Here is a 22,925-nt window from a genome sequence, read left to right as displayed (position 1 = left end):
CGATCGTAAGCGCCCGATTGTAGCCGTTAACGCTTGGAGAATTGCTTGCGGCGGCGCGCTTTGTGAAGGCCGACTTTTTTGCGCTCGACTTCGCGTGCATCGCGTGTGACAAAACCCGCCTTCGACAGAATGGGCTTCAGGGTCGCGTCGTAATCCAGCAACGCACGAGTGATGCCATGGCGTACGGCGCCGGCCTGCCCGGATTCGCCACCGCCGAACACATTGACCATGATGTCGAATTTGTCGACGCTACCAACCAACTCCAGCGGCTGGCGAACGACCATGCGCCCGGTTTCGCGGGAGAAATAAACGTCGACCGGCTTGTCGTTGACAACGATGTCGCCCTTGCCGGGCTTCATGAATACGCGCGCGACCGAGCTTTTGCGACGGCCCGTTCCGTAATGATATTTACCGACCATGTTCTCGGTTCCTTAGATCTTGAGTTCTTGGGGTTGCTGGGCGCTGTGGGGATGCGAGCTACCCGCATAAACCTTCAGCTTCTTGATCATTGCATAGCCCAACGGGCCCTTTGGCAGCATTCCCTTGACGGCTTTTTCAAGCACGCGCTCGGGATGTTTTGCCTGCAACTTGGTGAAATTGGTTTCGTAGATGCCGCCTGGATAACCGGTATGACGAAAATACTTCTTGTCTTCGGCTTTGTTGCCGGTTACGCGCAGTTTTTCCACATTGGTGACGACGATAAAATCGCCGGTATCAACATGGGGCGTGTATTCCGGTTTGTGCTTGCCGCGCAAGCGCAGGGCGACTTCAGAGGCAAGGCGACCGAGAATCTTGTCGGTGGCGTCGACGTGGAGCCACGCGTGTACGACTTCGTGTGGTTTTGCTGAAAAGGTTTTCATTGCTGTACTCGCTTGTATTTTGCTGCCATGAATGTTGCTGCCTTGTTTGTTGCGACCTGCGGGCAGCGGACCGGATGCTTGTAATGGACTTGTCGGAATCCGTGTTGTTCGGACACCCTTTCGGGGACACCACGGCAACAATGCCAATCGTCACTAAACGCCAAGCAAACGGGGAGTACTTGGCAGAACTCGAAATTATAATAAATTCAAGCACTCCCTGTCAATTCCAATGCAAGTGACAGTGCAGTGGCACATTGGGCCATGCGCGTTCGATATACTTGGCGAAACCTCTGGAGAGAAATTTGAAAGCACGCATCAAGTGGATAGAGAATGTCGCGTTTCTGGGTGAAACTGAAAGTGGCCATGCGTTGGTAATGGATGGCTCGCCCGAAGCGGGTGGTCGCAATCTTGGTCCGCGCCCCATGGAAACCGTGCTGATCGGGACTGGCGCATGCAGCGCCTTTGACGTGATTAGCATTCTCAAGAAAGGACGTGAGCCAGTCGTCGACTGCGTCGTTGAACTCTTGGCAGAGCGAGCGCCTACTGACCCCAAAGTCTTTACTGCTATTCATTTCCATTTCATTATTACCGGAAATGTACTGAACGTCAGCAAAGTTGAACGTGCCATCAAGCTATCAGCAGATGTCTATTGTTCGGCGTCGGCGATGATGGCAAAAACAGCTCGCGTGACTCATGATTTTGAGATCAAGCCGGCGGCGCAGCATTACTGACTCGCAACGGCCGCAGTCAAACCCAGTATGTCGTGCCCGTCATGACTTTTGAAATGCCGCGCATTGCCATTTTCACCGGTCGTGGCAGGGGTTCGGCACCGTGTTCAAGGCCAGTCTGACCATGGCGGATCTCGTCATTTCGCATTGCTTCCAGGATTGCGCGGCTATCGGCGTCCGCGAAAGAAATGCGCCCAAGATGATCGCGCAAATGCGCCTCGACCTGTCGCTCCGTTTCCACCAGGAAACCCATGCTCCACCTGTCACCCAATAGTCCTGAGACAACTCCCAGCGCGAAAGAGCCTGCATAAAACGCCGGGCTGAGGTAGCTGCTTCGCCCTCCCAATTCCGTTAGCCGGGCATCGCACCACGCCAAATGATCATGCTCTTCATTGGCGGCAGTCAGCAGGAGTCTTTGAACCGTTTCATCTTCTGCCACAAGCGCTTGCCCCTGATAAAGCGCTTGCGCGCAGACTTCGCCGCAATGATTGACACGCATCAGGCGTATCGACTCTTCGCGCGCCACCGGTTCCAGTGTCGCAGGGTTGCTTTCCGTCGTCCGAGTGGACCTGGGCATGCGACGATCGGCATGGACTTTCGCGAATACCGTTCGCAAGCCGGTATCCAGTTCGCAGATCAATCGGTCGACCAGGTTCATAGGAAGATTATAGAAACAAAACGGGCACCCGAAGGTGCCCGTTTATGCATTGCAACCGCAGTGTTTTAGAACGTGTGACGGATACCGGCGCCGAAGCCTTTGGGATCATTGTTGACCGCAAAAGTTGGCAGGTTCGAATCGACCAAATTCACGGCCGATGCGCCATTGTTCTTGATTACCGCATAACGGGCCATCAATGTCGTTCTCTTGGAGAAATTATAGTCATACCCCAGAGCCGAAAGTTTGGCTTCTGGCTGAAGCGCGGCGGTGGAGATGAGGCCATTCTTCAAGCGCGCCACGTTGACGTGGAACTGGTTCTTGCCGACGGTATAGGTCGCGGATACTTCGCTGGCTTTGCGATCCGTCAGACCGGACAGCTTGGCTTTCTGGGTCAATGCAGCAATCTTGATCGGGCCAAAGACAGCGCTGGCCGAAAGGTTTTGCTGCTTCTCAACCACACCAGCCGTTACCGTCGCACCACGATAGTCCGTGTGTTTCTGGTTGGCATAGTTGATGCGGAAAGGGCCGGTCGCGTAGTCCAAGCTGAAGCCCAGGGAATGCGGATTGGCGGTAGCTGTTTTTCCTTCATTCGCGCCATACATCACGCGTGCGGAAAAGCCCGCAATATTCGGCGACCAATACTGGACAGAGTTGATTTCGCGGCGATTGAAATCACCCGAATTGATCAAGGTGTTTTGAGCGCCGATGGTGTTTTGGCCGAACGGATCGACAAAAATAGCGGAAAGTTTCATCGGGCTGTCCCAGCGGCCAAGAACGACGCTACCGAAGCCACCCTGGAGACCTACACCGCTGTTACGGCTTGCAAACGAGCCGCCACCAGCATCCGGTCCTGCTGCGGACTCAATCTGGAAAAACGCCTTCAGTCCACCGCCGAGATCTTCCGTTCCGCGAAACCCAATCAACGATGAATTGTCAGCGACCGTGGTACGGGATGACAGAGGCGTTGCGCCGCCATCGGCTTTTAAGCTGTTGGCCATGACCCAAACGCGACCATAAAGCGTCACGGGATTGGCCGATTGCGCCATGACAGCCGGGGCAAACGTTGCACCGACGACTGCGAGGGCGATCAATTTCTTGTTCATCAAAATCTCCTTAGGTTAATTGAGGCTTTTTAATTCTATGGTGCAGGAAACCTCGAGAGGCAAACTCTACTGTCAGCGGCCATCAACTGACCGGTTGTTTGAAAACTCACCTCGCAACAACTTCTCCCACATACACTTACAGAAAATTGCCGAAACTTTCGAGAAGCTTGTGCCATATTGCCAAACTTGAACCGTTAGCTCAAGTGCTCGCTGTGAAATTCGCCACAGCCAGCGCGGCATGTTGCGTTTTCGCAACACACGAGCGGCCCGTCATCGTCCGGTCACAGTAGCCCAAAGGGGAAGAGTGCCTGCAAACCCGCGCCAGGATCCTCCAGACTCATCAATGCACCACCCACGAGAAAGGTGCGAATTCCCCTTTCTGTTAGCCGCCCGGCAATATCGGCGCTATCGATGCCACTTTCTGTTACCAGCAACCTGTTGGCGGGCACCTGTTCCTTTAGCCGCAAGGTGGTGTTCACTTCCGTCGTGAATTTCGTCAAGTCACGGTTATTGATGCCAATCAAAGGAGTCTCAAGCGAAAGCGCTTGCTGAAGTTCGACTTCATTGTGAGATTCGGCGAGAACCGCCAACCCAAGCGAGGCGGCCAACTTTTCCCACTCCTGAAACACCGAAATATCCACAGCCCCCATGATAAACAGTACGGCATCCGCGCCCATCGCTCGCGCTTCAAAAATCTGGTAGGGATCAATAATGAAATCCTTCCGAAGTACGGGCAGGTTGCACGACGTGCGTGCCGCGACAAGATCGGCGGTTGAACCCTGAAAGTACTCGCGGTCGGTGAGGACCGACAGGCACGCTGCACCGTGCGTTTCATATCTCTTTGCGAACGCACCTGGGTCAAAATCGCCACCAAATTTCGCACGAAACGCGCCGGCACTGGGGCTGGCCTTCTTGATTTCCGCGATAACCGCGACCTTGTTCGCGGCGTGCTTCGCCCGAATGGCGCCGACAAAATCGCGCGGCGGCGGGGCTGAAATCGCACGCTCGCGCATCATTTCCAACGGAAATTGTCGGCGCGCATCAGCGACTTCGCGATATTTTGTCGCCAGAATTTCTTGCAGAATATCGGCCATCAGTTGTTGATCGCCGACGTGAACTTGACCAATTGATCCAGTTTTGCACGCGCATGCCCGGACTCGATCATCTCGCGCGCCTTTGCCACGCCACCCCATAGATCGCTCGCGATGCCGGAGACGTAGATCGCGGCCCCCGCATTGAGCATCACGATGTCCTTTGCCGGACCAGGTTGATTGTCAAGCACCTCCTCAACCATTCTGCGCGAGGCATCCTTGTCGACGGCGGCGATTGCGTCGATCGGCGCAATGTCCAGGCCGAATTGCTTCGGCTCAATCTTGAATTCAGTAATGAAGCCCCGCTTCAGTTCGGCCACCTGTGTTGGACCGCTCAGCGTAATTTCATCCAGGCCGTCTTCGCCGTGAACCACCATGACATGCGTCGACCCCAGTTCTTTCAGCACCCGCGCCTGGATACCGACCAGATCGCCGTGAAACACACCCATGACCTGATTGGGCGCGCCAGCAGGGTTGGTCAGTGGACCGAGGATATTCAGTATTGTCCGCATGCCCAATTCTTTGCGAACCGGCGCAGCGTATTTCATTGCAGGATGATGATTGGGGGCAAACATGAAACCCAGCCCGACCTCGATAATGCAGTCCGCCACCTGCGCTGGCGTAAGATGCAGTTTCACTCCCAGTGATTCCAGCACGTCGGCGCTGCCGGATTGAGATGACACTGAGCGGCCGCCATGCTTCGCAACCTTGGCGCCTGCCGCAGCCGCAACGAATGCCGCCGCCGTGGAAATGTTGAAGGTGTGCGCTTTGTCGCCGCCGGTTCCGCAGGTGTCGACGAGATACGGTAGATCGCCCACTTCCACCTTGGTCGAGAATTCGCGCATGACCTGCGCTGCGGCGGCAATTTCCGATACCGATTCGGTCTTCACGTGCAGGCCCATGAGGATCGCGGACAGTTGTACCGGCGTCACCTTGCCTTCCATGACCTGGCGAAACAGATCCACCATTTCATCGAAGAAGATTTCGCGTTTGTCGGATAGCCGGTTGATCGCTTCTTGCGGGCTGAACATAGTCACACTTTCACATTCAGGAAATTCTTCAAAAGCGCATGGCCGTGTTCGGTCATGATCGACTCGGGATGGAACTGCACGCCTTCAACAGGCATGGTCTTATGGCGCACGCCCATGATTTCACCGTCATCGGTCCATGCGGTGATTTCGAGGCAATCCGGACTGGTTTCACGTTCGATCACCAGCGAGTGATAGCGGGTGATGCGGTAAGGAGATGGCAAGCCGTCGAAAACGCCCTTCCCTGTATGCGTCATCTGTGAAGTCTTGCCATGCATCAGCGTCTTGGCATGAATGATTCGCCCGCCGAACGCCTGTCCGATGGCTTGATGGCCGAGACAGACGCCGAGGATGGGCATTTTGCCCGCGAATTTTTCAATGGCGGGCACGGATATTCCCGCCTGGATTGGCGAGCAGGGACCAGGCGAAATCACGATTCGTTGCGGCGCGAGTTTTTCGATGTCCGCCAGCGTGATTTCGTCGTTGCGCTTGACCAGCACGTCTTCGCCCAACTCGCCGAAATACTGCACGAGGTTGAAAGTGAAACTATCGTAATTGTCGATCATGAGCAGCATGATTTATCTCCTCACGATGGATTGGTATCGATGCCGGCGGACACCATCTCCGCAGCGCGCAACAGCGCCCGCGCCTTGCTTTCGGTTTCCTGCCATTCAAGCTCGGCCACCGAATCCGCGACAATCCCCGCCGCCGCCTGCACGTAGAGTATGCCGTCCTTGACGACGCCGGTGCGAATCGCAATGGCCAGATCCATGTTGCCATTGAAACCCAGATACCCGGCTGCACCCGCGTACACGCCGCGCTTGCTGGGCTCCAGCTCGTCGATGATTTCCATCGCGCGCACTTTCGGCGTGCCCGTAACCGTACCGGCAGGAAACGTCGCCCGCAGCAAATCGATAGGGCCAACATCTTCGCGAATTTCTCCATCGACATTCGAGACCAGATGCATCACATGCGAATAGCGCTCAACGACAAATTGTTCAGTAACTTTTACGCTGCCCGTTTTGGCGATGCGGCCGATATCGTTTCGCCCGAGATCGATCAGCATCAAATGTTCCGCCAGTTCCTTCGGATCATTGCGCAACTCCTGTTCAAGTTCGCGATCATGCTCGGGCGTCTCGCCTCGCCTGCGGGTGCCGGCGATGGGTCGTACGGTTACTTTGCTACCTTCCTGCCGCACCAGAATTTCCGGCGACGCGCCAACAATATGGAAATCTCCCATATCGAAATAGAACATGTATGGCGAGGGGTTAATGGAACGTAGCGCCCTGTAGAGATTGATAGGCGGCGCGTCGAACGGCTGCGAGATGCGCTGCGAAATCTGTACCTGCATGATGTCGCCGTCCACAATGTACTGCTTGCATTTGGCAACAGCCTTGAGAAAAGCATCCTTGCCAATTTCTGATTTGGGTTTGTTTACCGGCGCACTTGCGATGTTCGACGGCACATATACGGGCAGCGATGCGTGTTGCCGCAAGCCGAGGCGCAATTCAGCCAAACGCCGTTGCGCAAAGGCAAACCCATGCGCCGCGCTGCCGTGCGCGGCAACATCAACATATACGATCAGGTGCAGCTTGCCGGAAAGATTGTCGACCACCGCCAACTCGTCGGACAGCATCAGCACAATATCCGGAGCGCCGATAATGTCCTTCTTCAGCTGGTGGTCTTCGAGTTCAAGCTTGTGCTCGATATAACGAACCGTGTCATAGCTGAAGTAGCCTGCAAGGCCACCCGCAAAACGCAATGCGCCGTCGATTGGCGCGGCGTTGAAACGCTTGCGGTATTTTTCGACAAACGCCAGCGGGTCGGCAACGAATACATGCTCAATCGTCTCGGTCTGTCCACCGGGTTTGGCACGTACCACCGCGCATTCCTTGCCTTTGACGCGCAACCACTCGCGCGCAGGCAGACCGATGATCGAATAGCGGCCAAAACGCTCGCCGCCGATTACCGACTCAAGAAGGTAGGAAAACGGTTTGTTCGCCAACTTGAGATAAATCGATAGCGGCGTATCCAGATCCGCGAAAGTCTCAAGGGTGACGGGAACTCGGTTGTATCCTTGCGCCGCGAGCGCGGTAAATTCGGATTCAGTCATGATCTTTCAGCCGTGTAACAGAAACAAAGACGAACAAGCAGGGTAAGGCAAGAAGGCAGATGGCCGCTATTAGCGCCAGTTATGCCATCGCCACGTCCACACTTGTTTGCTGAAAGTCATTTGAGAAGAATGGAAAATTGAGTCAGGTTGCCAGCTTAACAAATTTCAGGGCAGACGGCACGTCGTCGATAAACGCGTCACAGTCCAACCCCCGCAATTCCTGGCCTTCATTGTAGCCGTAGGGAACGATGAACACCGGTGAGCCCGCCGCGCGCGCGGCCTCGGCATCGTTGACCGAATCGCCGATCAGCAACATCTCCGCGGTCGTGCAGGCAAAGAACTCCGCCGCATGAATCAAGGGCAACGGATGCGGCTTTTTTTCCGGAAGCGAATCCCCCGAGAGCGTGATTTCAAAATAGCCGGCGAGACCGGTCTTTGCCAAAAGCGGCAAGGTGAATTTTTCCGCCTTGTTGGTTACGCAACCCAGGCGGAGACCCTTATCCCTTAGCGCCTCCAGACCATCAATGACACCCGCAAATGGTGCCGACGAATCGCCAAAACACTTTTCATATTGACGCTCGAAGTTGGCAACAGCCACTTTCAGCGCGGTCGGCCCGACTTCACCCACGGCTTCCTTGAGTGTTTTCGCCACCAGATTGGCGATTCCCTTACCGACGAAAGTCCTGATCAGCGCGGCATCCAGCGGCGCAAAACCGAGCGATGCACGCATCATGTTGGCGGCGGTCGCAATATCGCTCACCGTATCAAGCAAGGTGCCATCGAGATCAAGCAGCACCGCCTTGAGCGGCAGAGGAAAGGCAAATTTTGGTTTCGCGCGCAAACGCGGCTTCTTGACGACAGCTGCATTCTCCACAAGGACATCGGGCTGAGAGCCAATATCCACGGGGGTTTCCAAGGCATCCGCCCCAGAAGGCGCGCCAGCGCTGGAGTTCAGAGGGGCGACAGATTGCGGAACCGATTCATCCGTCGGCGGCAGCGAATTCATGTTGCCACCTTTGCGAGCGCTGCGCGCATTTCACTGATTGCCATCACGTAGTCCTTCTGCCCAAAAATTGCCGAGCCGGCCACAAATGTATCCGCACCTGCGCGGGCAATTTCTTCAATATTGTCCGCTTTCACTCCGCCATCGACTTCCAGCCAGATGTCGCGGCCCGATTGCTGGATTCTTTTTCTTGCCTCGCGCAGTTTTTGCAACGCCTCCGGGATGAATTTCTGGCCGCCGAACCCAGGGTTGACCGACATGATGAGTATGAGATCCACCTTGTCCATCACATGGTCCAGGTACGAAAGCGACGTGGCCGGATTGAACACCAGCCCTGCTTTGCAACCGCAATCACGAATCATCGACAGCGTGCGATCAACATGATCCGATGCTTCCGGGTGAAAACTGATGATAGAGGCACCCGCCTTGGCAAAATCCGGTACGATCCGATCCACCGGCTTGACCATCAGGTGGACGTCAATCGGAACAGGAGCGCCGTCCTCCGTCAGCGCATAAGGTCGCACCGCCTCGCAAACCAACGGCCCGATCGTGAGATTGGGAACGTAATGATTGTCCATGACGTCAAAGTGAATGACATCCGCGCCCGCGGCAATGACGGCGCGAATTTCTTTACCCAGACAGGCAAAATCGGCGGAGAGAATAGAAGGAGCAATCCGGTAGTTCATGGACCAGAATTTTACGCGAATTACGATGGGAAAGCCCTGCGTGGCACAAGGTGATATCACTTTGCAGGCACGCCGATGGCGGTGCGAATTATTGTTTTCGAATCTCCTGCTCCCGTGCGCATGATACGATTCCACGCATGAACACTGAATCAATTTCAGGCAAAAAATACGCAGTCGATGTGACCGCGCAGGCGTTTTATCTTCCCGACCAATCGGATGAAGAAAACGACCAGTACGTATTTGCGTACACCATCCGCATTACCAACACTGGCGAAGTCGCCGCCAAAGTGATCAGCCGCCACTGGATCATCACCGATGCGGACAGCCAGGTTCAGGAAGTACGCGGCGTCGGTGTGGTCGGCGAACAGCCAACGATCAAACCCGGTGCGTCGTTTGAGTACACCAGCGGTTCATCGCTTGGCACCATGGTTGGCACCATGCGTGGTACTTATCAATTGACTGCCGAAGACGGCACCAGGTTTGAGGCGGTGATTCCGGAATTCACACTCTCCGTGCCTAGAGTGCTGCACTAGCAGTGCGTCAGATTTCAGACACGCGGATCGTTTGAAGGTGGGTCGGCCGGCTTTTCCTTTTTCTTCTTCGGAAACGTCCACCACACAATGAAAACTGCCACGCCGAACGCCAGGAAAACCTGCAAAAATACCCACGCCATCTAATCTGCTCCAAGTGGTTGTTACCAGCCATTGATATACTGCCGGCACTATGACATTGACCTCCCCGCACGTCCAGAAGTCCTCAACATTTCCAAGGCTATTTCTCGCTTCAATCACAATTCTCGCGGGCTGCGCGGCGCCGCCGGCGCTGATTACCGTGACCCAATGCCCCGTCTGCAATATCTGCACGGTGTGCTCCCCGCCAACAACGTTGCCACTGATCGCAGAACCAATCACACCGCCGCCCTCGGAGGCCGCCCGCGGACGCCTGGAAAGGGCGCAGTGGGATGCGCTGCCCCGCTTCAATACTGACAACCCGACGGATGCGCTAGGCGCATTCCTGCAAAGCTGTGCTGTCCTGAAGGCGAAAACAGAGTGGCAAGCCGCGTGCAATCGCGCACAGTCACTTTCCATTCCACTGGCGGCCAATGCGAAGACAGATGCGATCCTGCAGTTTTTTCGCGAATCCTTCGATCCTTTCCGCGTCGTCAATGCTGACGAGTCGGAGACAGGTCTCGTCACCGGCTATTACGAGCCGCTTGTGCATGGTTCAAGGGTACAGACGGCGGTCTATAAATATCCGGTCTACGCTTCCCCACAGGATCTGATCACCATTGATTTGAGCGACGTGTACCCGGATCTCAAGTTTCGGCGATTGCGCGGTCGCCTTGTGGGCAACAAGTTGGTGCCCTATCTGGAGCGCAGCGAGATTTCCGCTGACTCGTCACCCCTCAAAGGGCTGGAAATCGCCTATGTTGACAATGCCGTGGAGTTGTTCTTCCTGGAAATCCAGGGTTCCGGACAAATCCAGCTTACGGACGGCAGCCGCCTGCGTGTCGGTTACGCCAACCAGAATGGTCACCCGTTTCGATCGCTGGCCGGCTTGCTGATCCGGCGTGGCGAAATAAAAGCGGAGCGCGCCTCGATGCAAGGCATCAAGGAATGGGCGCGGCGCCACCCCGCCAGGGTTCAGCAATTCATGAACGCAAATCCCAGCTTTGTGTTTTTCAAGGAACTGCCCGGCGACCTCAGCGGCCCGATTGGAACACTTGGCGTACCGTTGACGGCAGAGCGTTCCATTGCGATCGATCCACGGGTGATTCCGTTGGGTGTTCCGGTTTTCCTTTCGACCACGTTTCCGGGTACCCGGCAGGAGTTGAATCGGCTGATGGTCGCGCAGGACACCGGCGGCGCGATCAACGGCGCAGTGCGCGCGGATTTCTACTGGGGTTTTGGAGACGATGCCGGCGCACAGGCGGGCAAAATGAAGCAGCAGGGGAAAATGTGGGTCCTGCTGCCGAAAGGTTATGATCCCAATGCGGTCGCAGTAGCATCGCATTTCGCCGGACCCCGATCGGCCGCACCGCCATCCGCGGAACCGCAACCTGCACCGCCTGTAACGACATTAACCACAACAAAAAAGGAATCACCATGACCATCGCCTATTGGTGCGTGCTGGCTGCCGGACTGCTTCCGTACCTTGCAATCACCATTGCCAAGTGGGATAAAACTTATCTGCGGGGCAACGCCGCGCCACGCGAATGGGAAGCGAAGCTGCAAGGCGCGCAGTCGCGCGCGCACGCCGCGCATCTCAACGGTTTTGAAGCATTTCCGCTGTTTGCTGCTGGCGTGCTGATTGCGGCCGCCTGCAAAGCACCGCAAGCAACCGTCGATGGCATCGCCATCGGATTCATCGTCGCGCGCCTCGCCTACATCGCCTGCTACGTTGGCAATCTGGCCACATTGCGCAGCCTCGTCTGGATGGTGGGGATGGGTTTGAGCATAGCGTTGTACTTTATCGCAGCGTCGGTCCGCTAGAAAAACCGGCACAAAAAAACGGCTGCCGCGGCAGCCGTTTTTTTGATGAGACTGGACTATCTCTTCGCGTCCGCCGTAATGCCGACTTTCGCGGCCGCCACCAACTTGGCCTCAATACGCGCCTTGGGCAGCGCGCCAGAAATGCGCTCACCATCCTCAAATATCGTCATCGGTGTGCCATTCACCCGAAGTGTCCGGCCGAGCGCGACATTTTTCTCAATTGGGTTTTCACAAGCGCCCTTTGCCGTCGGTGGCCGCTCGCGTAGCATCAAATCCTGCCATGCCTTCAGGCGATCCGGCGAACACCAGATGGATTTCGATTTATCCACGGAATCCTGGGCCAGGATTGGATACGGAAAGATATACGCCGTTATATTTTCCAGCGAGTTGACATCCTGCTCGAATTTCTTGCAATAGCCGCAATTGGGATCTTCGAATATTGCCATCCGCCGCGACCCATTGCCGCGAACCAGCTTGATGGCCTGGCTGAACGGCAGATCGTTGAAGTTGATGGCGGTGAGCTTCTGCAACCGTTCCTCGGAAATGTTTGCCCGCGTTGCGGCATCCACCAACGTCCCCAACATCAGGTACGTGACTTTCATATCGGTATAGATGATTTCACCCTTGCTGAACACTTCGTACAACTCACCATAGCCCGCCTTGGTGATGCGATCAACGACAATATCCGGATATTTCTTTGTCAGTTCTTTCTTGACAGTCTCCAGGTCGGACTCCGCCATCGCTGACAAGGAAAATATCGCGAGGGCGAGATATAGCGCAGATTTAAGTAGTTTCACAAAAGAGTCCTTGAATTCAATGTATTTCGAGTCGCTACGGGTTCATTGGTTCCGCAACAATGCCGTCGTGGACGCCATTACTTGGCACCCTGCACTCAACACCTGGCATTCAGCGAGATGCATAGTCTATCAGTTGTGACTTCGCCGCCGGCATCCGATTCAGTAGCGCAATGCCATCGTTACGCAACCAGCGCGCTGCCGACACATCGCTCCGGTAGAGCGAACGCAGCTGCTCGGTCATCTCACCCACTGCCCATGCTGCCTCGCGACCACCGCGTTCGTACCGGCGTAGCAGCGCCAGGTCGCCAATGGCCGAATACTTCGAGCGTGCGCGCAAAACCGCTGCCATGTTTCGCACGTCCGCGAAACCGAGGTTCACGCCCTGACCGGCCAATGGATGAACGGCATGGGCCGCATCGCCTATCAGTGCCAATCCGGGTTGCACCCATTCATTGGCCATGATGCGCAAAAGTGGAAAGCGTGCAATCTGCGATACCAGCGAGAGCGCGCCGAGTGATTTATGTCCCGCTTCTTCCACGGCGCGGGAAAAGGCATCCGGATCATTCGTCGGCAGCGCTTTCGATGCCTCTTTCCCGACAGACCAGACGATCGAGATGTGATTGTCCGGCAAGGGTAAAAACGCCAGCACCGCGTCATGCGTAAACCATTGCCGTGCGATATCGCCGTGCGGACGTTCGGCTTTGAAATTACCGACCACGCCATCGCTCTCGTAGTCTTTCACCGCCGTGGATATGCCGGCCCATTCACGAATTTGCGAACGGCTGCCATCCGCGGCAACCAGCAAATCCGACTGTATTTTGCTACTATCGGACAACATGAGTTCGCGCCGATTTTCGCCGAGCGATTGCACTTCAATTGGAGACACTCCACGCAAAATCTTTACGCGCCCGTCCTGCAACAATCTGCTTTGCAGCGCGCACATCACAGCGGCATGTTCGACAATCGCGGCAAGCAGCTGCCCCTCATTGAGATCGAGCCGGCTGGGGCCGCTTTGACCGCCATCGCCGTGTACTTGCATCGCGCACACCTTGGCGATGCGCGTGGCGGGAAGCACCACACCCAACTCCTGCAGCATGGCAAGCGATGCCAGTGACAGGGCATAGACGCGATGATCAAACGGCGGGGGCAACGTGTCATCCACAGCAGGTCCACGTTCAATCACCGTCACTTCCACACCCGGCAATACCGACGTCGCGAGCGCCAGCGCAAGTCCCACCGGGCCACCGCCAACAATGACGATCCGCTCACTCATTTGCGCGCGCCGAACAACATGCGTTTCGCCAGCGCCCGTCGCGCGAATGGCAGGATATCGATCGCGGCAAGCCCGATACCACGCGGCACACGCGATAACATGTGGTCATTGGAAAACGCGCCCACCAGAAAGTCCGTGAACCCCACGCTGCGCTCGACATCACGATCGCGCAACGCCTCGTATTCCCGCAGAGCCTGCGTAACACGGCGCGGATCCGGGTCGGCGCTCAGGCGCCGCGAAAGCTCATCCGCATCGCGCAAGCCGAGATTGAATCCCTGTCCGGCCACCGGATGCAGCGCCTGCGCGGCATTGCCGATGACCGCAATCCGGCCCGCGACGCGCGACGAAACGGTACGCAACTTCAGTGGAAAACTTCGCCGATTCGAAATGGACAGGAATTTTCCGGCGCGAAAACCGAAATGCTGCTGGAACGCCGCGATATACTCCGCGTCACTCAGCAACTTCAATGCCTCAATGCGCGCCGTCGAGGACACCCACACCATCGAGTATTCCCGCTCGCCCCCATGCGGCAGCAATGCGGCCGGACCTTTGGGCGTGAAGCGTTCATAGGCGGTACCACGATGCGCGGCATCCGTGATCACGTGCCCCAGTAGCGCGCTTTGCCCATAACCTTTTTCGTCAGCATGAAGAGCAGGCACCTTGCCGAGATTGGCGCCGCCATCCGCAAGCACCACCGCGTCGGCGACCATCGTCCGGTCTGCGCCGTCCTGCGAGAAATTCACCTTCACTTCGCCAGTCGCGTCGTCAATCGCGGATAACAAGGCGCCGCGCATCACGGTTATGCCTTGCTCTTCGAGCATGCGGTCAAGCTGCAGCTGCAAATCGGCGTAAGACAGCACATAGCCCAATGCCGGCACATTCGCGTCGAGATGTGACAGCCGCATGCGGCCAAAACCGCCGCGCTGCGAGGTATGGATGGTCAAAATTTCCGTCGCCCGCAGATTGTCTTTCCAGACACCCGCCACGCTGAGAATCTCGCGGCTGCCATACGACAGCGCCAACGAACGCGATTCGCGCGACGGACCTTCACGCGCTTCAAGTACCGTGACGTTTAAACCCTGCCGTGCGGCCAAAAGTGCAAACGTGGCGCCAACGGGGCCAGCACCAATGATGATTACTTTGGGCATAACGCTAAATATGCAATGTCATTCCCGCGGAACCGGGAATGACGAATGGGAATGGACTGTCACCCACTACCCGCAGGTCAGCGCCTCAATATCCTTCACCGATTTCGGACAGCTCGCCGTCAGGTTGATATTTCCCTTGGCCGTCACCAGGATATCATCCTCGATCCGCACGCCGATATCCCAGAAATGCTTGGGCACATTGTCGGCCGGACGGATATACAACCCCGGTTCCACCGTCAACACCATGCCCGGCTGCATCGTCACCCATTTGCCATCGCGTTTGTATTCGCCGGCGTCATGCACATCCAGCCCCAGCCAGTGACCGGCGCGGTGCATGTAGAACTGTTTGTATGTTTCCTGTTCCAGCACGCTCGCGAGCGAGCCCTTGCACAGCTTGAGATCGATCAGGCCCTGCGCCAGCACCTGGTTGGCAACGTCGTGATACTTGCCGAACGGCGCGCCCGGCTTGACCGCCTTGATACACGCGAGCTGCGATTCCAGCACCAGCTCGTAAATATCGCGTTGTGGCCCGCTGAATTTGCCCGCGATCGGGAACGTGCGGGTGATGTCGGCCGCGTAGCTTTCCAGCTCGCACCCCGCGTCGATCAGCATCAATTGACCTCTCTTCAACTGCGCGGAATTCTCCCGGTAGTGCAACACGCAGGCGTTGCCGCCGGCCGCGACGATACTGCCGTAAGCAGGCTGCCGCGCGCCGTTCATCACAAACTCGTGGAGAATTTCCGCTTCGACCTGATACTCAAACATCCCCGGTTTGGCGAAGCGCATCGCCCGTGCGTGTGCATCGGAGGAAATCTTGCCCGCACGCGCCATGATGTCGATCTCGGTCTTGTCCTTGATGAGCCGCATCTGCCCCACCGGCGTGCGCAGGTCGCGCACCTCCGAAGGCGCCGTCGTACCGGTTCGCACCTTGGCGCGCACCGCATTCAGCCAGCGGGTGATCGATTGATCCCACGTGGACGAGGCACCGATTGGCGTGTGAATCACATCCTGATTCGTCATCAGATCCGGGATGCGCGTTTCCAGCTCGGCAATCGAATACGACTCATCGAAACTGAACACTTCCTTGGCCACCTCCGGACCAAAGCGAAACCCATCCCAGATTTCACGTTCCAGATTCTTGTCGCGGCAAAACAGAATGTGCCGAGGCTTCTTTCCCAGCAAAATGACCAGCACCGCTTCCGGTTCGCGGAACCCGGTGAGGTAATAGAAATGACTGTCCCAACGATAGTCGTAATGCGCATCGGCATTGCGCGCCACTTCCGGCGAAGTCGCCAGCAGCACAATGCCTTCTTTCAGATTTTTCGCGAGACGCTTGCGACGCTCGGCATGGATTTTGACGTTGGGAACGACGACGGGGAAGGGGAAGCTTTCGCGTTTCATGGGTGGGGGAATGGGTGTGAATGAAAGGCGTCATTGTACGCTGGTCGACTTGTGCATTTTGTGGCGATCCGTGACAGCGACTTGATGTTCGGCGAAGCGTGACCGGTAAAAACTCTAGCCCTGGCGCGCATTTCCAGCCATTTTATCCCCAAACGCCGCACCAGCCCTAGACTTTTCCATTCAAAACCGATACCCCTCCACCGCTGCATCCCCAATTTTCATCTCATCAAACAGCCTCAACAACGGCCTCAACACGCCATAGCGCTCACTGGTCTTGCGCACGTAATTCACAAAGCGCGGCGTATCGGCAAGGTACATGGGCTTGCCGTCACGATAATTCAATCGCGCGAAGATGCCGAGGATTCGCAGGTGCCGTTGCAAGCCCATCCACTCCACGTCGCGATAGAAATCGCCGAAATGCGCGGGCATCGGTAGTCCTGCCTTGCGCGCGTTCTCCCAGTAACGGATGGTGCCATCGAGGACGCGTTCTTCGTCCCAGGAAATGAAGGCATCACGGTAGAGTGAGGCGATGTCGTAGCTGATTGGCCCGTACACGGCGTCCTGAAAATCGAGCACGCCGGGCGCATTTTCCAGCGGTGGATCGGAGATCATCAGGTTGCGCGGCATGTAGTCGCTGTGCACATAGACTTTGGCCTGGCTGATGGCATGCTGGGCGATGGCAGCGAACACTGACTGCAAGGTGTTGCGCTGCTTGTCGTTCAAGGTGGCGCCGACATGTTGGGCAATATACCAATCCGGGAATAGCGCGAGTTCTTGTGCAATCTGCGCTTCGCCGTATACCGGCAACACGCCCGGCTTCGAGGCGAGCTGCCATTTGATCAACGATGCGTTGGCTTCGCGGAAAAGTTTATCGGCGTTATCGTCGTTGATGACATCGAGATAGGTCTGGCGGCCGAGATCAGTGAGCAGCAGGAAGCCTTGCAACAGATCCTGCGCGAGCACCGCGGGCGCGTTGACACCGGCTTCGCGCATGAGGGCCGCGACCTTGACGAATGGGCGGCAATCTTCCTGCTCGGGCGGCGCGTCCATGACGATGTACGTTACCGCAGAGGAGGTTATGCGAAAATAGCGGCGAAAACTCGCGTCGGTCGAGGCGGGTTCCAGTGTGTATTCGGTGATGCCTTCGCGTTTGAGTTCGGGAACAAGCCATGCATGGAGTGCGTCGATGCGCGGGCTTGGTGACGACGGGGACAACAAGGTTTCAGGCATGCTATTTTTCTTGTAGAAACAAACTGAATTTTATCATTCACCGTCACGCCGCCTTCCCCTATTTTCCATCCATCGCCCCACTGATTCGACGACTCCCTTCCTCGTGCCTTCCCGTACCTTGACCCTGCACTCGTCCCGCCGCTCGCCCGCCCTTGCGTCCACTCGCACGTGCGCCGCTTTAGTGCTTGCCGGTCTGTGGCTATGCGCCGGCGCGCCGCCAATCTTTGCGCAACAGGTGGCGTCCGCCCCTGGCCAGGCTGATCTCGACGCCGCCATTCAGGACGGCCTGAAAGCGGAAAGGTCGATGCCGACACCGGGTGGCCTGCTGCAACGTCCGGCGAAAACCGGGCCGCTGTTGATTTCTGCCGACGAGATTGACGGTATCAATCAGATAAGCGTGTCGGCCAGCGGGCACGTTTCCGTCAAGCGGGGCGACATGGAGCTAACCGCCAATCGCGTCGATTACGACATGCTGACCGATCTGGCATCGATCCCCGGCAAGGTGCGGTTGGATCGTGGTGGCGATATTGTCAGCGGACTGGGGCTCAAGCTGACGGTCGCGACGGAAATCGGCACACTCGAACAACCGAGTTTCTTTTTCTCGAAGAATCCAACTCGGCCTGGGCAGCGCTATGAGGCACGCGGATCGGCGGCGCGCATGAATCTCGAGGGGCCCGATCAGGAACGCCTGTTCGGCGCGCGCTACACGACCTGCAAGCCCGATCAGGACGACTGGTATCTGAAAGTCTCCGAATTGGCGCTCGACCGCGAGCGCAACATCGGTACGGGAATTAACGGCGTCGTTGAATTCAAAGGCGTCCCGATTCTATACATGCCCTACATGACCTTTCCGCTGAACAGCGATCGCAAGTCGGGTTTCCTGCCGCCGTCATTTGGTTCATCGACCAGCAGCGGTTTCGAGCTGGCTGTGCCTTACTACTGGAATATCGCGCCCAATCACGACGCCACCATTACCCCGAAAATGTTCACGCGCCGCGGTGTACAGATCGGCACGGAGTTTCGTTATCTCGGTCGCGACTATCTGGGCGAGCTTGATACGGAATACCTGCCGCACGACCGCGTAATCGACAACAACCGCTATCTGGTGTCGTTGCGGCATTATCAGAATCTGGCGCCTTGGCTGGCGCCGGGCTGGAGTGCTTCCGTCTATGCACAGAAGGTTTCGGACGACAACTATTTCCGCGATCTGTCCACGCGTATCGCCAATACCGCGCAGACCAATCTACCGCGCGACGCCAGTTTGTCGTACGCCAGTATCGTTGGCGATTGGTCCATGCGTTATCTCGGCTATCAGACGTTGCAGGACCCGGCGGCGCTGGTCACGCCGCCGTACCGGCTGGCGCCGCAAATCTCGTTCAATGCGCACCCCAACCGCTGGAATGGCGTGGAATTGAATGCACTCGGAGAGTTTACGGATTTTCAACACCCGACACTGGTGAACGGCCAGCGGCTGCTTTTCTATCCATCGGCGTCGATGCCATTTACCGCACCCTACGGTTTCATCACGCCCAAAGTCGGGTTCCACACCACGCATTACCAGTTGACCAGAAACGAGACGGGATTTGAGAGCGGCACGCGCAGCCTGCCGATCATCAGTGTCGATAGCGGGTTGTCATTTGAACGACCGCTCACGCTGTGGGGCGAATCTGTTTCACAGACGCTGGAACCACGTCTGTTCTTTCTGTATGTGCCGTTTCGCGATCAAAGCCGCCTGCCTTCCTTCTCGACCGCCGCGACCGATTTCAGTTTCGCGCAGATTTTCAACGAGAACCTTTTTGTCGGTGGGGACCGTATTTCGGATGCGAAACAAATGACGGCTGCCATCACGACCCGATTCATCGAGAACCTGACCGGCATCGAGCGCCTGCGCGCGGCGATAGGACAGCGCTACTATTTTCGTCCGCAACGGGTCACACTTTCCGACAGCGCGCTCGGTCTGTCCGGCGAACAGCAGGGCAACCTGAGTCGCTCGGACTTGTTGACGGCCTTGTCGGGGCAACTATCGGATTCCTGGTTTCTGGATTCGGGCTTTCAGTACTCCACATCCAAGACAGAATTCCAGCGCGCCAATATCGCCGCCCGCTACAACGCAGACAGCGGACGGATACTCAACTTCAGCTATCGCTACACACGCGATTCCCTGAAGCAGGTTGATATCTCTGCCCAATGGCCGTTTGGCAAAGCTGCTCCCGCATGGACGTTGCTCGCCCGCGCCAACCACTCGTTTCAGGATAAGCGCCTGATCGAGGGCCTCTTGGGCGTCGAGTATAATCAGGGATGCTGGGAATTCCGGTTGGTCGCACACCGTTTTGCGACTGCCACGCAACAATATTCAAACTCTTTCCAGTTCCAACTGGAGTTAAAAGGCCTCTCCAAACTGGGCATTAACCCGCTGGAGACCCTCAGACAGAACATTCCAGGCTATCGTCGGTCTGATGATCGCTAGTGGATCGTTAAACCCGCCGTTCAGCCCGTCAAACAACCCGCCATGTTTCTAGCCTTTGTCTCTTTACCGCGTCGCTTCCCTTTGGAATCTGCACCATGAAATATCGCCTGACCGTTGCTTTCACTGCCATGTTGCTGTCAGCTGTGCCATTGCCTTCCGTGGCACAGCTTGCCACACCGGCACCGTCGTCGCCCGCATCGCCACCTGTGAATTCCATTACGACCCTGGCGCCCGTCCCGGCGGCCGCGGCCAAAATCGACACGCGTCTCACCGCGCCCGCTAAAGCGGCAGGCGTGGTTGAACTCGATCGCATCGTTGCCATCGTCAACAACGAAGTGATCACACTCAACGACCTGAATAACCGCATGGCCATCGTGGTTAAACAGTTGCAGGCGCAAAGTACACAGTTGCCGCCACAGGACGCGCTCAGGAAACAATTGCTTGAACGCATGATCAACGACATGGTGCAACTGCAGGAAGCAAAGGAAACCGGCATTCGCGTGGACGACGCCACGCTCGACAAAGCCTTGCAGCGCATCGCCGACGAAAACAACCTGTCGATGACCGAATTCCGGCGGCGTCTTGAACAAGATGGCGTATCGTGGCAAAAATTTCGCGAGGAAGTCCGCGGTGAAGTGATTATGTCGCGGCTGCGTGAGCGTGAAGTGGAGAGCGGCATCAATGTAACGGAAGCAGAGGTGGATACACAGCTCTCGCTCGAAGCGCGTGAAGCAACAACTGATCGCGAATTTCGCCTCGCCCACATTTTGGTACTTGTTCCCGAGCAAGCCACCAGCGCGCAGATCGAGACTCGCCGCAAACGTGCCTTGCAGGCGCTGGGCGAATTGCGGAAGGGTGCGGAGTTTGCGCAAATTTCCGCGCAATACTCCGACGCGCCAGATGCCTTGCAAGGCGGCAATCTGGGCTGGCGACCATCAGGCCGCTTGCCCGCCATATTCCTGGATGCACTGACTCCCCTGAAAGCTGGCGAGATTACCGATATTCTGCGTAGCGCGAATGGCTTTCATATCGTCAAGCTGCTGGACAAACGTGGCGTCAGCGCGCAGCCGACGATTCAGCAGACCCACGTGCGCCACATCCTGATCAAGGGCAAGGAAGGCGTGACCGACACCGATGCGAAAGAGCGCCTGGCGCGCCTGCGCGAACGCGTGATCGGCGGAGCCGATTTTGCCGAACTGGCCAAAGTGCATTCCGACGATCCATCGAACTCGAAAGGCGGTGACCTGGGTTGGATTTCGCCTGGCGACACGGTGCCGGAATTCGAACGCGCAATGAATCAACTGCGCGACAATGAAATTTCCGCACCGGTGCAAAGTACGTTTGGCTGGCATCTGGTACAGGTTATCGAGCGGCGCACCGAAGGCGTGACGGAAGAGAGAAAGCGCGCCGGTGCGCGCAACACAATTCGCGCGCGTAAGGCCGACGAAGCTTTTCAGGACTGGCTGCGCCAGACACGGGATCGGGCGTTTGTCGAATTTCGGGCGGAATAGTAGTGGCGATTGTCCGCACACGCGGACAATCGTCATCCCCGGATAGGGTCTCATGAGTGCAAGGCATCTAAATTGGCGCGATTTAGCGCAGCACGATCCGGACCTTGGGTTCAAGCAAATTGGAGTCTTTTCTGAGTTGCCTGTGCTCGACCGGCTGACTCCTGCCCCCGGCGACGGGGGAAGGCTGGGAAGGGGGCGATACCACCTGCAGAGACATCCCCATCCCACCCTTCCCCCGTTTCCTCGGGGGAAGGAGGCACAAGATGTCTACACTGCAAACATTGCAAAAACGCATATTGACCTCTGGTTAGCGCGCACGGAATCAAGTTCGCGGTGGATTATGAGCCAGACGAAAGGTCTGGTCGCATGACCTTGAACACCGCCGACGACAAACCCACCATCGCCATTACATCTGGCGAGCCAGCGGGCATCGGACCGGATCTTTGCGTGCTGCTCGCAAAGGAAAAGTTCGCGGCAAACCTCGTTGTGCTTGGTGATCGCGATTTGCTTGCGTCACGCGCGACAATACTGGGCGTCGACATCAGTGCCTTGCCAATCGATGCAACTCCCGCTGCCGCGCCGGCAATCGCAGGGAAACTCAACGCCACCAACAGCCGGTACGTACTGAAGCTACTTGACCGCGCCATCGAAGGCTGCCGTTCCGGCGAGTTCGCCGCGATGGTCACCGCGCCGGTACACAAAGGCATCATCAACGACGCGAATATTCCAGGTATCAATTTCAGCGGCCATACTGAGTATCTTGCAGAAAAGTCCGGAACCGCGCGCGTCGTCATGATGCTCACCGGCGGCGGACTGCGCGTAGCACTTGCGACGACACATCTGGCGCTCGCCGACGTGCCCGCCGCCATCACGCGAGATAGTCTGACGACCACGCTCAGAATCCTGCATGCAGATTTGATCGGCAAGTTCGGGATTGCCGCGCCACGGATTCTGGTGACAGGATTGAATCCTCACGCAGGCGAAGGCGGTTATCTCGGCCGCGAAGAAATCGACATCATCGGCCCGGTCATCGAGCAGCTCAAACATGAAGGCATGCAACTCACCGGTCCGCTGCCGGCTGACACACTCTTCACGCCACGCCATCTCACGCAGGCGGACGCGGTGCTGGCGATGTACCACGATCAGGGTTTGCCTGTACTGAAGTACGCCAGCTTTGGCCAGGGTGTCAACATCACTCTCGGGTTGCCGATCATCCGTACCTCCGTGGATCATGGCACGGCCCTGGATCTGGCAGGAACCGGACGCATCGATACCGGCAGCATGAAAGCCGCAATTGACTTGGCGATTGAACTCGCCGTAAAGCGCAAATAGGCGC

The 22,925-nt window shown here is 56.9% G+C and carries 22 protein-coding genes; 7 read left to right on the top strand and 15 right to left on the bottom strand.

What is annotated here, in order from left to right; genetic code table 11:
- Positions 1-26 precede the first annotated feature (26 nt).
- Positions 27-419 (bottom strand): 30S ribosomal protein S9, encoded by a 393-nt coding sequence (gene rpsI / locus IPP88_00575; GenBank protein ID MBL0121269.1) that lies wholly within the window; start codon positions 417-419, stop codon positions 27-29.
- Positions 420-431: 12 nt separating this feature from the next.
- Positions 432-860, bottom strand: coding sequence for a 50S ribosomal protein L13 (rplM, locus tag IPP88_00570; protein MBL0121268.1), 429 nt, complete (start codon positions 858-860; stop codon positions 432-434).
- Between the two features lie 302 nt (positions 861-1,162).
- Here rplM and IPP88_00565 point away from each other — a divergent pair, with 302 nt between their 5' ends.
- On the top strand, positions 1,163-1,591 hold the full coding sequence (locus IPP88_00565) for an OsmC family protein (GenBank protein ID MBL0121267.1): 429 nt from the start codon (positions 1,163-1,165) through the stop codon (positions 1,589-1,591).
- A 16-nt stretch (positions 1,592-1,607) separates the two neighbouring features.
- On the opposite strand, the gene coq7 is transcribed toward IPP88_00565, so the two are convergent.
- The 8 genes from coq7 to rpe form a co-directional block, all read right to left on the bottom strand.
- Entirely contained in the window at positions 1,608-2,246 is a 639-nt protein-coding gene (gene coq7, locus IPP88_00560; protein ID MBL0121266.1) for a 2-polyprenyl-3-methyl-6-methoxy-1,4-benzoquinone monooxygenase, read from the bottom strand.
- 65 nt (positions 2,247-2,311) lie between these two features.
- Positions 2,312-3,349 (bottom strand): porin, encoded by a 1,038-nt coding sequence (locus tag IPP88_00555; protein ID MBL0121265.1) that lies wholly within the window; start codon positions 3,347-3,349, stop codon positions 2,312-2,314.
- 281 nt (positions 3,350-3,630) lie between these two features.
- Complete coding sequence (trpC, locus tag IPP88_00550) at positions 3,631-4,443, bottom strand: indole-3-glycerol phosphate synthase TrpC (GenBank protein ID MBL0121264.1); 813 nt, start codon at positions 4,441-4,443, stop codon at positions 3,631-3,633.
- Positions 4,443-5,471, bottom strand: coding sequence for an anthranilate phosphoribosyltransferase (gene trpD / locus IPP88_00545; protein MBL0121263.1), 1,029 nt, complete (start codon positions 5,469-5,471; stop codon positions 4,443-4,445). Before trpD ends, trpC begins: the two co-directional genes overlap by 1 nt.
- Before the next feature lie 2 nt (positions 5,472-5,473).
- Entirely contained in the window at positions 5,474-6,043 is a 570-nt protein-coding gene (locus IPP88_00540; GenBank protein ID MBL0121262.1) for an aminodeoxychorismate/anthranilate synthase component II, read from the bottom strand.
- Between the two features lie 11 nt (positions 6,044-6,054).
- Positions 6,055-7,581: an anthranilate synthase component I gene (locus IPP88_00535; GenBank protein ID MBL0121261.1), complete on the bottom strand. Its 1,527-nt coding sequence runs from the start codon at positions 7,579-7,581 to the stop codon at positions 6,055-6,057.
- Positions 7,582-7,723: 142 nt separating this feature from the next.
- On the bottom strand, positions 7,724-8,587 hold the full coding sequence (locus tag IPP88_00530; protein MBL0121260.1) for a phosphoglycolate phosphatase: 864 nt from the start codon (positions 8,585-8,587) through the stop codon (positions 7,724-7,726).
- The gene (gene rpe, locus IPP88_00525; protein ID MBL0121259.1) at positions 8,584-9,270 is read right to left on the bottom strand and encodes a ribulose-phosphate 3-epimerase; all 687 of its coding nucleotides are present in this window, start codon (positions 9,268-9,270) and stop codon (positions 8,584-8,586) included. Before rpe ends, IPP88_00530 begins: the two co-directional genes overlap by 4 nt.
- A 137-nt stretch (positions 9,271-9,407) precedes the next feature.
- Between rpe and apaG the strand changes: the two genes are divergently transcribed.
- The 3 genes from apaG (at position 9,408) to IPP88_00510 (ending at position 11,762) form a co-directional block, all read left to right on the top strand.
- Positions 9,408-9,803 carry a Co2+/Mg2+ efflux protein ApaG gene (gene apaG / locus IPP88_00520; protein MBL0121258.1) on the top strand — a complete coding sequence of 132 codons (396 nt, stop codon included), beginning with the start codon at positions 9,408-9,410 and terminating at the stop codon, positions 9,801-9,803.
- 190 nt (positions 9,804-9,993) lie between these two features.
- A complete protein-coding gene (locus tag IPP88_00515; GenBank protein MBL0121257.1) occupies positions 9,994-11,379 on the top strand; it encodes an MltA domain-containing protein in 1,386 nt (461 codons plus the stop codon).
- Positions 11,376-11,762 (top strand): MAPEG family protein, encoded by a 387-nt coding sequence (locus IPP88_00510; protein MBL0121256.1) that lies wholly within the window; start codon positions 11,376-11,378, stop codon positions 11,760-11,762. Before IPP88_00515 ends, IPP88_00510 begins: the two co-directional genes overlap by 4 nt.
- A 56-nt stretch (positions 11,763-11,818) precedes the next feature.
- Here IPP88_00510 and IPP88_00505 read toward each other — a convergent pair whose 3' ends face one another.
- From IPP88_00505 to IPP88_00485, 5 genes are all read right to left on the bottom strand, one after another.
- Entirely contained in the window at positions 11,819-12,502 is a 684-nt protein-coding gene (locus IPP88_00505; GenBank protein ID MBL0121255.1) for a DsbC family protein, read from the bottom strand.
- Between the two features lie 166 nt (positions 12,503-12,668).
- Positions 12,669-13,832: an FAD-dependent monooxygenase gene (locus IPP88_00500; protein MBL0121254.1), complete on the bottom strand. Its 1,164-nt coding sequence runs from the start codon at positions 13,830-13,832 to the stop codon at positions 12,669-12,671.
- Positions 13,829-14,980: an FAD-dependent monooxygenase gene (locus IPP88_00495; GenBank protein ID MBL0121253.1), complete on the bottom strand. Its 1,152-nt coding sequence runs from the start codon at positions 14,978-14,980 to the stop codon at positions 13,829-13,831. Before IPP88_00495 ends, IPP88_00500 begins: the two co-directional genes overlap by 4 nt.
- 66 nt (positions 14,981-15,046) lie before the next feature.
- On the bottom strand, positions 15,047-16,381 hold the full coding sequence (locus tag IPP88_00490; GenBank protein ID MBL0121252.1) for an aminopeptidase P N-terminal domain-containing protein: 1,335 nt from the start codon (positions 16,379-16,381) through the stop codon (positions 15,047-15,049).
- A gap of 180 nt (positions 16,382-16,561) precedes the next feature.
- Entirely contained in the window at positions 16,562-17,611 is a 1,050-nt protein-coding gene (locus IPP88_00485; protein ID MBL0121251.1) for a phosphotransferase, read from the bottom strand.
- Positions 17,612-17,846: 235 nt separating this feature from the next.
- On the opposite strand from IPP88_00485, the gene IPP88_00480 reads away from it, so the two are divergent.
- From IPP88_00480 to pdxA, 3 genes are all read left to right on the top strand, one after another.
- The gene (locus tag IPP88_00480) at positions 17,847-20,078 is read left to right on the top strand and encodes an LPS-assembly protein LptD (protein MBL0121250.1); all 2,232 of its coding nucleotides are present in this window, start codon (positions 17,847-17,849) and stop codon (positions 20,076-20,078) included.
- 128 nt (positions 20,079-20,206) lie between these two features.
- Positions 20,207-21,589: a peptidylprolyl isomerase gene (locus IPP88_00475; protein MBL0121249.1), complete on the top strand. Its 1,383-nt coding sequence runs from the start codon at positions 20,207-20,209 to the stop codon at positions 21,587-21,589.
- Positions 21,590-21,955: 366 nt separating this feature from the next.
- Positions 21,956-22,921 carry a 4-hydroxythreonine-4-phosphate dehydrogenase PdxA gene (pdxA, locus tag IPP88_00470; protein ID MBL0121248.1) on the top strand — a complete coding sequence of 322 codons (966 nt, stop codon included), beginning with the start codon at positions 21,956-21,958 and terminating at the stop codon, positions 22,919-22,921.
- Positions 22,922-22,925: the final 4 nt, after the last annotated feature.

Source organism: Betaproteobacteria bacterium (genome assembly GCA_016720925.1).
GTDB lineage: Bacteria > Pseudomonadota > Gammaproteobacteria > Burkholderiales > Usitatibacteraceae > UKL13-2.
The sequence above is the reverse complement of the archived record's forward strand: the minus strand, read 5'-3'. Positions and strand labels throughout refer to the sequence as shown.

Excerpts from the sequence above, each read along its gene's own strand:
- IPP88_00540 (MBL0121262.1), bottom strand. The coding sequence starts at position 6,043 with ATGCTGCTCATGATCGACAATTACGATAGTTTCACTTTCAACCTCGTG.
- IPP88_00515 (MBL0121257.1), top strand. The coding sequence starts at position 9,994 with ATGACATTGACCTCCCCGCACGTCCAGAAGTCCTCAACATTTCCAAGG.
- pdxA (MBL0121248.1), top strand. The coding sequence starts at position 21,956 with ATGACCTTGAACACCGCCGACGACAAACCCACCATCGCCATTACATCT.
- IPP88_00500 (MBL0121254.1), bottom strand. The coding sequence starts at position 13,832 with ATGAGTGAGCGGATCGTCATTGTTGGCGGTGGCCCGGTGGGACTTGCG.
- rpsI (MBL0121269.1), bottom strand. The coding sequence starts at position 419 with ATGGTCGGTAAATATCATTACGGAACGGGCCGTCGCAAAAGCTCGGTC.
- trpD (MBL0121263.1), bottom strand. The coding sequence starts at position 5,471 with ATGTTCAGCCCGCAAGAAGCGATCAACCGGCTATCCGACAAACGCGAA.
- trpC (MBL0121264.1), bottom strand. The coding sequence starts at position 4,443 with ATGGCCGATATTCTGCAAGAAATTCTGGCGACAAAATATCGCGAAGTC.
- IPP88_00490 (MBL0121252.1), bottom strand. The coding sequence starts at position 16,381 with ATGAAACGCGAAAGCTTCCCCTTCCCCGTCGTCGTTCCCAACGTCAAA.
- IPP88_00535 (MBL0121261.1), bottom strand. The coding sequence starts at position 7,581 with ATGACTGAATCCGAATTTACCGCGCTCGCGGCGCAAGGATACAACCGA.
- coq7 (MBL0121266.1), bottom strand. The coding sequence starts at position 2,246 with ATGAACCTGGTCGACCGATTGATCTGCGAACTGGATACCGGCTTGCGA.
- IPP88_00510 (MBL0121256.1), top strand. The coding sequence starts at position 11,376 with ATGACCATCGCCTATTGGTGCGTGCTGGCTGCCGGACTGCTTCCGTAC.
- rplM (MBL0121268.1), bottom strand. The coding sequence starts at position 860 with ATGAAAACCTTTTCAGCAAAACCACACGAAGTCGTACACGCGTGGCTC.
- IPP88_00475 (MBL0121249.1), top strand. The coding sequence starts at position 20,207 with ATGTTGCTGTCAGCTGTGCCATTGCCTTCCGTGGCACAGCTTGCCACA.
- apaG (MBL0121258.1), top strand. The coding sequence starts at position 9,408 with ATGAACACTGAATCAATTTCAGGCAAAAAATACGCAGTCGATGTGACC.
- IPP88_00485 (MBL0121251.1), bottom strand. The coding sequence starts at position 17,611 with ATGCCTGAAACCTTGTTGTCCCCGTCGTCACCAAGCCCGCGCATCGAC.
- rpe (MBL0121259.1), bottom strand. The coding sequence starts at position 9,270 with ATGAACTACCGGATTGCTCCTTCTATTCTCTCCGCCGATTTTGCCTGT.
- IPP88_00555 (MBL0121265.1), bottom strand. The coding sequence starts at position 3,349 with ATGAACAAGAAATTGATCGCCCTCGCAGTCGTCGGTGCAACGTTTGCC.
- IPP88_00530 (MBL0121260.1), bottom strand. The coding sequence starts at position 8,587 with ATGAATTCGCTGCCGCCGACGGATGAATCGGTTCCGCAATCTGTCGCC.
- IPP88_00495 (MBL0121253.1), bottom strand. The coding sequence starts at position 14,980 with ATGCCCAAAGTAATCATCATTGGTGCTGGCCCCGTTGGCGCCACGTTT.
- IPP88_00505 (MBL0121255.1), bottom strand. The coding sequence starts at position 12,502 with ATGGCGGAGTCCGACCTGGAGACTGTCAAGAAAGAACTGACAAAGAAA.